The 10,576-nt window shown below is 69.1% G+C and carries 9 protein-coding genes; 3 read left to right on the forward strand and 6 right to left on the reverse strand.

Annotated features, from left to right (window positions below):
* The 4 genes from J7E68_RS16075 to J7E68_RS16090 form a co-directional block, all read right to left on the reverse strand.
* Positions 1-1,334: AlkA N-terminal domain-containing protein (locus J7E68_RS16075; RefSeq protein ID WP_215174272.1), on the reverse strand; the 1,334-nt coding region annotated here is incomplete at its 3' end.
* A gap of 153 nt (positions 1,335-1,487) precedes the next feature.
* Positions 1,488-3,095: a bifunctional phosphoribosylaminoimidazolecarboxamide formyltransferase/IMP cyclohydrolase gene (purH, locus tag J7E68_RS16080; RefSeq protein WP_215174274.1), complete on the reverse strand. Its 1,608-nt coding sequence runs from the start codon at positions 3,093-3,095 to the stop codon at positions 1,488-1,490.
* Between the two features lie 40 nt (positions 3,096-3,135).
* Complete coding sequence (purN, locus tag J7E68_RS16085) at positions 3,136-3,723, reverse strand: phosphoribosylglycinamide formyltransferase (protein WP_215174276.1); 588 nt, start codon at positions 3,721-3,723, stop codon at positions 3,136-3,138.
* Between the two features lie 43 nt (positions 3,724-3,766).
* Entirely contained in the window at positions 3,767-5,152 is a 1,386-nt protein-coding gene (locus J7E68_RS16090) for a DUF6350 family protein (protein ID WP_251049071.1), read from the reverse strand.
* Between the two features lie 91 nt (positions 5,153-5,243).
* On the opposite strand from J7E68_RS16090, the gene J7E68_RS16095 reads away from it, so the two are divergent.
* A complete protein-coding gene (locus J7E68_RS16095; RefSeq protein ID WP_215174284.1) occupies positions 5,244-6,701 on the forward strand; it encodes an NCS2 family permease in 1,458 nt (485 codons plus the stop codon).
* 165 nt (positions 6,702-6,866) lie between these two features.
* Here J7E68_RS16095 and sucD read toward each other — a convergent pair whose 3' ends face one another.
* On the reverse strand, positions 6,867-7,769 hold the full coding sequence (gene sucD / locus J7E68_RS16100; RefSeq protein WP_215174286.1) for a succinate--CoA ligase subunit alpha: 903 nt from the start codon (positions 7,767-7,769) through the stop codon (positions 6,867-6,869).
* Positions 7,770-7,796: 27 nt separating this feature from the next.
* A complete protein-coding gene (sucC, locus tag J7E68_RS16105; protein ID WP_215174288.1) occupies positions 7,797-8,963 on the reverse strand; it encodes an ADP-forming succinate--CoA ligase subunit beta in 1,167 nt (388 codons plus the stop codon).
* 152 nt (positions 8,964-9,115) lie between these two features.
* Here sucC and J7E68_RS16110 point away from each other — a divergent pair, with 152 nt between their 5' ends.
* Together J7E68_RS16110 and J7E68_RS16115 are read left to right on the forward strand one after the other, a co-directional pair.
* Complete coding sequence (locus J7E68_RS16110) at positions 9,116-9,778, forward strand: TetR family transcriptional regulator (protein WP_215174290.1); 663 nt, start codon at positions 9,116-9,118, stop codon at positions 9,776-9,778.
* A gap of 83 nt (positions 9,779-9,861) precedes the next feature.
* A partial coding sequence (locus J7E68_RS16115) for an acyl-CoA dehydrogenase family protein (RefSeq protein WP_215174292.1) occupies positions 9,862-10,576 on the forward strand: 715 nt, incomplete at its 3' end.

Genomic DNA, 10,576 nt, shown 5'->3' on the forward strand with positions numbered 1-10,576 from the left:
CGGGCACCGGCGCGCAGCGCGACATCGCCCGGCAGCAGGATGTCGGGATCGCCGAGCACGCGCATCCGCACGTAGTCGGCCGTCCAGGGCCCGATTCCCGGCATCGCCAGGAGCGCTGCCCGCTGCTCGACCCCGTCGTCGCCGACGGTGAGCCGCAGAGAGTCGTCTGCGAGTGCCGAGGCCGCACCCACGATCGCGCGGATGCGTGCCCCCGGTCCGCGAAGGACGTCGACCCCGTGCTCGGCGATCGCCGACATGGTCGGGAAGAGAAGCCCCTGCTCGGTGCGCTCCCCCAGCGCCTCGGTCAGGGCGGTGAGGGCTGTGCGAGCGGCGACGACGGTGATCTGCTGACCGACCATCGCCCGAATGAGCATCTCGTGCGGGTCGGCAGACCCCGGCACACGGATGCCGGGGGTGCGGGCGACCAGCGGCGCGAGTTCGGGATGCGCCGAGAGCGCCTGATCCACGGCCGCAGGATCGGCGTCGAGGTCGAAGATGCGCCGCACCGTCGCGACCAGAGGGGCGAGGTCGCCGAGCCGGGCGACGCGGGCTCGCAGATGCAGGCGTTCGGATGCGTCGAGGCTCACCTCGAACCAGGCGGGCCCCCCTGCCATCCGCAGAGTGCGGGAGAACGACGTGGCTGTCGCCACCTCGGCCCCCGAGACCGCGCGCGCCGCCATCCATCGGAAGACGCCGGACGCATCGAGCGGACCCCGGTAGGGCAGCACGAGATCGATCGCGCCAGGAACAGCGGATGCCGGCAGGCGCCGTCTCGCCCTGAGCTCCCCCGGGGTGAGCCCGAACACCTCGCGGATCGTGTCGTTGCACTGCCGGATGCTGGCGAATCCGGCAGAGAATGCGACATCGGAGATGGGCATGTCGGTGCCGACGAGCAGCAGCCGCGCCGTGGGGGCACGATGCGCTCTCGCCAGCGCGAGCGGGCCGGCGCCGAGTTCTGTCGAGAGCAGGCGCGTGAGGTGGCGGGTCGAATACCCGAGGCGCACGGCGAGACCCGACACCCCTTCGCGCTCGACGACCCCCGAGGCGATCAGGCGCATCGCGCGCGCCGCCGCATCACTGCGCAGATCCCACGCGGGCGAGCCGGGCGCCGCCCCAGGAAGACAGCGTTTGCACGCGCGGAAGCCCGCCTCGTGGGCGGCGGCACTGGTGGGATAGAACGTCACGTTCTCGGGCTTGGGAGTGCGGGCGGGGCAGCTCGGGCGGCAGTAGATGCCCGTCGATCGCACCGCGGTGACGAACTGCCCGTCGAAGCGCGTGTCGCGCGCACTGATCGCGCGATAACGCTCGTCGAAGTCGGTCACGGGGAAGCTCATGCCTCCACTCTGCCACCGCCCTCCGACACCGGCTGGCGGAAATCGGACATCGCGGTGCGGGCCCGCGCACGCGCCGACCGCCCGACGACGAGACCCCCCGCGCCTTCCATGGCACGAGGGGTCTGGTCGAGTTCCGGCCCGAGGCCGTCGCGCTCAGTGGAAGAAGTGGCGCTCTCCGGTGAAGAACATCGTGACGCCGGCCTTGCGGGCCGCGTCCACGACCTCTTCATCGCGTACCGATCCGCCGGGCTGCACGATCGCGGTGACGCCCGCGTCGATCAGCACCTGCGCACCGTCGGCGAACGGGAAGAACGCGTCGGATGCGGCCACGGAACCTGCGGCACGCTCACCGGCGCGCTCGACCGCGAGGCGGCACGAGTCGACACGGTTGACCTGGCCCATGCCCACGCCGACGGTGGCGTTGTCCTTGGCCAGCACGATCGCGTTCGACTTCACCGCGCGGCAGGCCTTCCACGCGAAGATGAGGTTCTCCATCGCCTCGTCGCTGGGGCGCTCGCCCGAGACGAGCTCCCAGTTCTTCGCGACGGAGACGATGTCGTCGGGGAAGCGGTCGGCGTCCTGCAGCAGCAGACCACCCGAGACGAGGCGCACATCCATGCGCTCCTGCTGCCAGTCCTCCGGCAGCTGAAGCAGACGCAGGTTCTTCTTCGCCTTGAACACCTCGAGGGCTGCGGGCTCGAATGACGGGGCGACGATGACCTCGGTGAAGATGTCCTTGAGGTTCTCGGCCATCTGCAGGGTCACGGTGCCGTTCGCGGCGATCACCCCGCCGTACGCCGACACCGGATCGCACTCGTGCGCGCGCAGGTGGGCGCTGGCGATCGGGTCGAGGGCGTTGGGGGCGGTGGTCGCGATGCCGCACGGGTTCGCGTGCTTGATGATCGCGACGGCGGGCTTCACCATGTCGTAGGCGGCGCGCAGCGCGGCATCCGCGTCGACGTAGTTGTTGTACGACATCTCCTTGCCCTGCAGCTGGGTGGCCTGGGCGATGCCATGACCGCCGACGCGGGTGTAGATCGCGCCGCGCTGGTGCGAGTTCTCGCCGTATCGCAGCGTCGCCAGAAGCTCGGCCTGGATCGTCAGGTGGGTCGGCAGGTCGTCTCCGTCGCCGAGCGTGCCCTCGGCGAACCACGACGCGACGGCCGTGTCGTAGGTGGCCGTGTGGGCGAAGGCGCGAGCGGCGAGCTCACGACGCTGCGTCAGCGTGGTGCCGCCGGCGGCGATGGCCGAGATGATGCCCGGGTACGACTGCGGCGACACGACGATCGCGACGTTGGCGTGGTTCTTGGCTGCCGCGCGCACCATGGCGGGGCCGCCGATGTCGATCTGCTCGACGACGTCGTCGCCTTCCGCACCCGAGGCCACCGTCTCGACGAAGGGGTACAGGTTCACGACGACGAGCTCGAACGGCTCGATGTCGAGATCGGCGAGCTGACGCTCATGGTCTTCGAGGCGCAGATCCGCGAGCAGTCCGCCGTGGATCTTGGCATGCAGCGTCTTCACGCGGCCGTCGAGCACCTCGGCGACGCCCGGGACAGAGGCGACGTCGGTGACCTCGTAGCCGGCCTCGCGGATGGTCGCGGCGGTGGATCCGGTCGAGACGATCTGCACTCCTGCGTCGGCGAGCGCCTGGGCGAGCACGAGCAGATCGGTCTTGTCGCTCACCGAGACGAGCGCGCGGCGCACCGGGACGGTGTCGCGATCGCGGTACAGCGAGTGGTCGTGGCGGGGTCCGGCCATGATGGGCTCCTTCGTGCGAGGGGTGCGTGCGTGGATCGGTTCAGGGTGCAGAGGTGAGCGGCAGCTCGCCGGTCGCGATGCGGCGCACCACGTCGATGAGCAGCCGGCGTTCGACGGGCTTGATGCGCTCGTGCAGGCTGTGCTCGGTGTCGGTCGCGAGCACAGGCACCCGCTCCTGGGCGAGGATCGGTCCGGTGTCCACTCCGTCGTCGACGACGATGACGCTCGCGCCCGTCTGGGTGACGCCGGCGACGAGGGCGTCGCGGACGCCATGGGCGCCGGGGAACTCCGGAAGGTATGCGGGATGCGTGTTGATCAGGCGCGGCGACAGGGCCGCGACGAGGCCGGCAGGCAGCAGCCGCATCAGCCCGCTGAGCACGACCAGGTCGGCGTTCCAGACAGCCAGCTGGCGACCGAGCCCCCCGCCCCACGCCTCGCGGGACGCGTGCTCGTGCCACGGGACGGTGAAGCTGGGGATGCCGAACTCCTCTGCGGGCGCGAGACCGTCGGCCTCGCGATCGGCTCCGACGACCACCACCCGCGCGGGAAAATCGGGGTGGCGAGCGGCCTCGAGGAGGGCGCGAAGGTTCGAGCCGGTGCCCGAGATGAGAACGGCGACCGTGAGCACGCGCCCAGTCTACCGGGGCGGACGACGAGCACCGACCCGCGTGTCAGGCGAGGGGATCCGAGGGGTCGCGCTTCGGAAGTCGGAAGTCGTCGACCGGCTCGGTGACGTACGGAAGAGCGTCGCCGGGGCGAGAGGGCACGGTCGCCGCCTCGTGCGCGCGAGTCTCGACGGAGCGGTCCGACGCCGTCATCTCGGCGATCCAGCGGTCGGTGCGCTCCTCTGCCAGCTCGTCGCGGTGACGGGGCGACAGCAGCAGGATCGCCGCGCCGAGAAGCACCTCTCCGCCGAGCGACAGCGCGAACGGCAGCACACCGGGTCCGGCTTCGGCCAGGCGGCCGGGCCCCATCGATCCGCCGGCGAGCAGGGCTGCGACGGCGGCGACGGCGGCCGTCAGCAGGCCGATGCCTCCGGCGATCGCGGCACGCGGCGCGGCGCCCAGCGGCGTGCCCTCCCAGACGAGTCGGGATCGCACCGCCCATCCGGCGAAGGCACCCGCACCGATCGGCAGGATGATCACGACGAGCATCCAGATCGACGTGCTCTCGGGCAGGAGTCCGAGCACGGGGATTCCCGGGACCACGCCGAGCTGCGTGCCGGCCGGTGACACCGCTGTGCCGACGCCGACCGCGAAGCCGGGGCCGGCGAGCCAGGATGCCGCCCAGACGACGATCGTGGGCAGGTACGCGAGGTGTCCGAGGGTGATGACACCGGCTCCGAGCGCGTCGACGCGTGCGGCCTGGAACAGGGCGACGACCTCGCCACCGCGGATGAGCGTCATGAGGGCGACCGCGACGGCCGAGACCGCGGTGACCCCGACCACGGCGAACGCGGCGCCTCGTACGGCGGCGCTCGGCACCGGGCCCCAGTCGCCCCAGGAGTCGACGACATCGTGCACCCGGTCGAGGATCCCGCCGTCGCCGTCTTCCCAGGCGATGCGCACGGCGCCGCAGACGGCGCCGACCAGGTACACCGCGGTCGGGAGCAGGATCGCCGGCACGAGCGCCGCCTGAGCCGCGCCGAGGTGCGAGCTGAGCGCGACGGCCACCGCGATGATGCCGAACGTCACGGCCCCCGACAGCGCCCCGAGCAGCCAGGCCCCGGCGCGAGCGGCACGGGCTCCCGAGCGTGCGGCGAACAGCAGCGTGAAGAGCAGGAACGCCAGCGGGGTGACCGACAGCGTGAACGCGGCCGCAGCGGGCGCGATGCCCGTGGCGCGCAGCACCTCGGTCGAGACGTCGACGCTCAACGGCACGCCGTGGCCGAACTGCCAGAGCGTTCCGGTGAGCGGCCAGAGGGCACCCCAGTCGGCTGTGACGCCGAACGAGAGCGTCCACAGCAGCGTCAGCGGCGCGAGAAGCACCACCAATCCGACTGCCGCGGCGATGGCGGCGTCGAAGGCGGCGAGGAGCGCGACGAGGAGGCGTTGCATATCGAATCGAGACTACGACGAGAACCCTGTCGTCGCCTGTGGGCGCGCGCTACTCGAGCGACACGATATCGTCTCCAGCGGAGGTTTCCCGATGACAACTGCCCCGTCCCCCACCCGCTCAGAGGCCGAACCCAAGAACGCCCTCGACCGCTTCTTCGAGATCAGCAGACGCGGATCCACGATCGGCACCGAGATCCGAGGGGGTCTGGTGACCTTCGTCACGATGGCCTACATCGTGATCCTCAACCCGATCATCCTGTCCGGATCGGCCGACGTCGCCGGCAACACACTGAACTTCAGCGCAGTCGGAGCCGCGACGGCACTGACCGCCGGCGTGATGACGATCCTGTTCGGTCTCATCACCCGCCTGCCGTTCGGCTTCGCCGCAGGCCTCGGCATCAACGCCTTCGTCGCGTTCTCCGTCGTGGGCCAGGTCACCTGGCCCGAGGCTATGGCGCTCGTGATGATCAACGGTCTCGTGATCGTCCTCCTCGCGGCGACCGGGCTGCGCAAGATGATCTTCGACGCCGTCCCGTTCCAGCTCAAGATCGCGATCACGGTCGGCATCGGCCTGTTCATCGCCTTCATCGGCTTCGTCAACTCCGGCTTCGTCACGGCCACCGGCAGCGCATCCCCTCCGGTGGGACTCGGAGTCGGCGGATCGGTAGCCACGGTTCCGACCGTGCTGTTCATCGCCACGCTGATCATCACCGGCATCCTGGTGGCCCGCAAAGTCAAGGGCGGCCTGCTCATCGGCCTCGTCTCGGGCACGGTGCTCGCGGTGATCGTCGAGGCGATCTGGCATCTCGGAGCAGCCGCCGACGGCAACGCGGGCGGCTGGGGACTCACCGTTCCCGCACTCACCGGATCGCCGTTCGGCCTGCCGGATCTGAGCCTCATCGGCGCGGTCGACTTCGGCTTCGACTTCAGCAAGGTCAGCCTGGTCGCGATCGTGATGATCGTCTTCACCCTGGTCTTCTCGAACTTCTTCGACGCCATGGGCACGATGACGGGTCTGGCCAAGGAAGCCGACCTCGCGAACGAGAACGGCGACTTCCCCCGCATCAAGTCGGCGCTCGTCGTCGAAGGTGTCGGTGCGATCATCGGCGGTGGAACGTCATCGTCGTCGAGCACCGTGTTCATCGAGTCCGGTGCCGGCATCGGAGAGGGCGCGCGCACCGGTTTCGCGAACCTCATCACCGGCGGCATGTTCCTGCTGGCGATGTTCCTCACCCCGCTCACCTCGATCGTGCCCACCGAGATCGCCGCCGCCGCGCTGGTGATCGTCGGCGCGATGATGATGGCCCAGATCAAGTACATCGACCTCACCGAGTTCAGCGTGCTGCTGCCGGTGTTCCTGACCGTCACCGTTATGCCGCTGACCTACTCGATCGCCAACGGCATCGGCGCGGGCTTCGTCAGCTGGGTGCTCGTGCAGGCGTTCTCCGGCAAAGCGAGGAAGATCAGCCCGCTGCTGTGGATCGTCGCAGCCGGGTTCGTGGTCTTCTTCGCCCGCGGCCCCATCGAGGCGCTCTTCGGCGTCGCCTGACCGCAGGTGTAAGCGAAGGGGCGGATGCTGATCAGCATCCGCCCCTTTTCGCTGTGCCGGCCACGACGCTGGGCATACCAAGACGACCCTGGGCATGCCAGGACACCCCGGGCATGAAAGAAGGCCCCGGAGTGGAGTCCAGGGCCTTCTCTTCGAGTATAGCGCTTAGAGCGACTCGACGATCTCGCGCATCAGGTCGGCGGTCTCGGACGGCGTCTTGCCGACCTTGACTCCGGCGGCCTCGAGGGCCTCCTTCTTCGCCTGAGCGGTTCCCGCAGAGCCCGAGACGATGGCGCCGGCGTGGCCCATGGTCTTGCCCTCGGGGGCGGTGAAGCCCGCGACGTAGCCGACGACCGGCTTCGTGACGTGCGCCTTGATGTACTCGGCCGCACGCTCTTCGGCGTCGCCGCCGATCTCGCCGATCATGACGATCGCCTTGGTCTCGGGGTCAGCCTCGAACGCGGCCAGCGCGTCGATGTGCGTCGTGCCGATGACCGGGTCGCCGCCGATGCCGATGGCGGTCGAGAAGCCGAGGTCGCGCAGCTCGAACATCATCTGGTAGGTCAGGGTGCCCGACTTCGACACGAGGCCGATGGGTCCCTTGCCCGTGATGTTGGCGGGCGTGATGCCCACGAGGGCCTCGCCGGGGGTGATGATGCCGGGGCAGTTCGGCCCGATGATGCGGGTCTTGTTGCCCTTGCTCTGCGCGTAGGCCCACGCCTCGGCCGAGTCGCCGACGGGAACGCCCTCGGTGATCACGACGAGCAGCGGGATCTCGGCGTCGACGGCCTCGATCATCGCGTCCTTCGTGAAGGCGCCCGGGACGAAGGCGATCGACACGTCGGCGCCGGTCTCCTTCATGGCCTCGGCCACGGAGGCGAAGACGGGCAGTTCGACGGCGTTGCCGTCCTTGTCGGTGTGCGCGACCGTGGTGCCGGCCTTGCGTGCGTTCACGCCGCCGACGACCTGGGTGCCGGCCTTCAGCATGAGTAACGTGTGCTTGGTGCCCTCGCCGCCGGTGATGCCCTGGACGATGACCTTGGAATCCTTGTTGAGGTAGATCGACATTTCTCTAGTCCTTGTGTCTCTCTGCGATCAGGCGTTGGCGAGTTCGGCGGCCTTGTCGGCGCCCTCGTCCATGGTGCTGGCGAGCGTGACGAGCGGGTGCGCGTACTCGGCGAGGATCGCGCGACCCTCGTCGACGCGGTTGCCGTCGAGGCGAACGACGAGCGGCTTGGAGGCAGCGCTGCCGAGGGTCTCGAGAGCGCCCTTGATGCCGTTGGCGACGGCATCGCATGCCGTGATGCCACCGAAGACGTTCACGAACACGCTCTTGACCTGCGGGTCGCCGAGGATGACGTCGAGGCCTGCGGCCATGACCTCGGCCGAGGCGCCGCCGCCGATGTCGAGGAAGTTCGCGGGCTTCACGCCGTGGTGGTTCGCACCGGCGTAGGCCACGACGTCGAGCGTCGACATGACGAGTCCTGCGCCGTTGCCGATGATGCCGACCTCGCCGTCGAGCTTCACGTAGTTCAGGCCGCTCTTCTTGGCCTTGGCCTCGAGCGGGTCGGCGGCGTCCTTGTCTTCGAGCGCCTCGTGCTCGGGGTGACGGATCTCGGAGGCGTTGTCGTCGAGCGTGACCTTGCCGTCGAGCGCGATGATGTCACCCTCTTCGGTGCGCACCAGCGGGTTGACCTCGACGAGAGTCGCGTCCTCGCCCTTGTAGACGTCGAAGAGCTTGACGAAGACGTCGGAGACCTTCTCGATGAGGTCCTCGGGGAAGTTGGCGGCGCGAGCGATCTCGACCGCCTTCTGCTTGTCGATGCCCGTCAGCGGGTTGACCTCGACGCGCGCGAGCGCCTCGGGACGCTCGACGGCGAGCTCTTCGATCTCCATGCCGCCCTCGACCGAGCAGAGGCTCAGGTACGAGCGGTTGGCGCGGTCGAGCAGCACGGAGAAGTAGAACTCCTCGGCGATGCGCGCACCCTGGGCGACCATGACGCGCTTGACGACGTGGCCCTTGATGTCGAGTCCGAGGATGGCCTTGGCCGCCTCGTATGCCTCGTCGGGGGTCTTCGCGACCTTGACGCCGCCGGCCTTGCCTCGACCACCGGTCTTGACCTGGGCCTTGACGACGACGACTCCGCCGATCTTCTCAGCGGCTGCCTTCACCTCCTCAGGGGTGTCGGCGACGATGCCGGCGAGAACCGGCACTCCGTACTTTTCGAAAACGTCTCGTGCCTGGTACTCGTACAGATCCACTGTGGTTCCTTCACTGGGCTGCTGTCTGGTAATTCTCTCGATGTCGAGACATCGACCAGTCGCCCAGCCTACTACCTCGTCCTGAGCGCCCCTGAGCGTCTCGAAGCGTCGGAGTCGGTGGCGTCGGGGCCGCGAGGTCCTAGGATTTCGCTATGCGAGACTTCCCCGATTCGCGCGACGCCGTCGTCGCCGCCGCCCTCGAGCTCTTCCAGACGCAGGGCTTCGATCAGACCTCGGTCGAGCAGATCGCCAAGGCGGCTGGTGTCTCGAGGTCCACGTTCTTCCGTCAGTTCGGCGGCAAGGAAGACGTGGTCTTCGCCGACCACGAGGTGCTCCTCGAGCGACTGCGCGAGTTCCTCGCCGAGGGGCACGACGACCCGTGGGGCGCGGTGTGCGCGGCATCCGAGTCGGTGTTCGCCCACTTCGCGCACGACCCCGAGCTCGCTCGACGGCGGTATCAGATCGTCCGGCAGGTGCCGGTGCTGCGCGAGCGGGAGATCATCACGGTATTCCGGTACGAACGACTCTTCGACGAGTACCTGCGCGGCGCCCTGCCCGGCGTCGATCCGCTGGATGCCGTCGGTTTCGCGGCCCTCGTCACCGCCGTGCACAATCACGTGCTGCGGCAGCTGCTGCGGGGCAAGAAGAAGGTTCCGCTGTCGACCCTGCAGTCGGCGCTCGGCGATGTGCGCCGTCGATACGGAGTGCCGTCGGAAGCGGCGACGGATGCCCCCGACGATGTCGTGGTGGCGGTCTTTCCCCGCTCCATGCCGGTGGCCGAGATCACACGCAGACTGCGCTCGCAGCTCGACTGACACCGCCGCGTAAGGCTCCGCCGGCCGGGGTCGTGGAACCGAGTTTCAGAGAGTACGATACTTGGTGCCACGAAGGAGTCCCCATGAGCACTGCAGCCTCCCCCTTCCCCGGCGAGCGCGTCTCGTCGTACGACATCACCGGACGACAGGACAGCGACTACTACGCCGTCTTCGCCGACATCCCCGCGCCCGATCGGGCCGCGTGGGACCGCGCGAAGGAGTACATCGACGAGGTCGGCCCTCAGATGGCGGATGCCTGGGATCGTGCCGAGTATCCGCTCGACGCGGCTCGTCGCATGGGCGAGATGGACCTCGTGGTCGACGGCATCGAGCATGCGTCCCTCACCCGCCTCTCCCCCCTCGCCGCGGGCCTGGTGAACATGGAGATCTCCCGCGGTGACGGCTCGCTCGGCACGGTGCTGGCCGTGCAGGGCGGACTCGCACTGCGCACCCTCGCGCTCTTCGGCTCGGATGAGCAGCAGGAGAAGTGGCTGACCGCTCTCGCCGACGGATCGGTGTTCGGATCGTTCGCCCTGACCGAGCCCGACCATGGGTCGGACTCCGTCTCGCTCGAGACGGTGGCCAGGCACGACGGCGACGAATGGGTCATCCGCGGCACGAAGAAGTGGATCGGCAACGGAGCCTCCGGCGGCATCACCTTCGTGTGGGCCCGTGTCGACGACGAGACGGCGCCCGAGCACGGTGCCGTGCGCTGCTTCCTCGTCGAGCAGAGCGCACCGGGATACCTCGGCACGGCGATCCGCGGCCAGGCGTCGCTGCGCGCCCTCCACCACGCGC

It is taken from the genome of Microbacterium sp. ISL-103, from assembly GCF_018613995.1.
Lineage (GTDB): Bacteria > Actinomycetota > Actinomycetes > Actinomycetales > Microbacteriaceae > Microbacterium.

Excerpts from the sequence above, each read along its gene's own strand:
- purH (WP_215174274.1), bottom strand. The coding sequence starts at position 3,095 with ATGGCCGGACCCCGCCACGACCACTCGCTGTACCGCGATCGCGACACC.
- J7E68_RS16090 (WP_251049071.1), bottom strand. The coding sequence starts at position 5,152 with ATGCAACGCCTCCTCGTCGCGCTCCTCGCCGCCTTCGACGCCGCCATC.
- J7E68_RS16095 (WP_215174284.1), top strand. The coding sequence starts at position 5,244 with ATGACAACTGCCCCGTCCCCCACCCGCTCAGAGGCCGAACCCAAGAAC.
- sucD (WP_215174286.1), bottom strand. The coding sequence starts at position 7,769 with ATGTCGATCTACCTCAACAAGGATTCCAAGGTCATCGTCCAGGGCATC.
- J7E68_RS16110 (WP_215174290.1), top strand. The coding sequence starts at position 9,116 with ATGCGAGACTTCCCCGATTCGCGCGACGCCGTCGTCGCCGCCGCCCTC.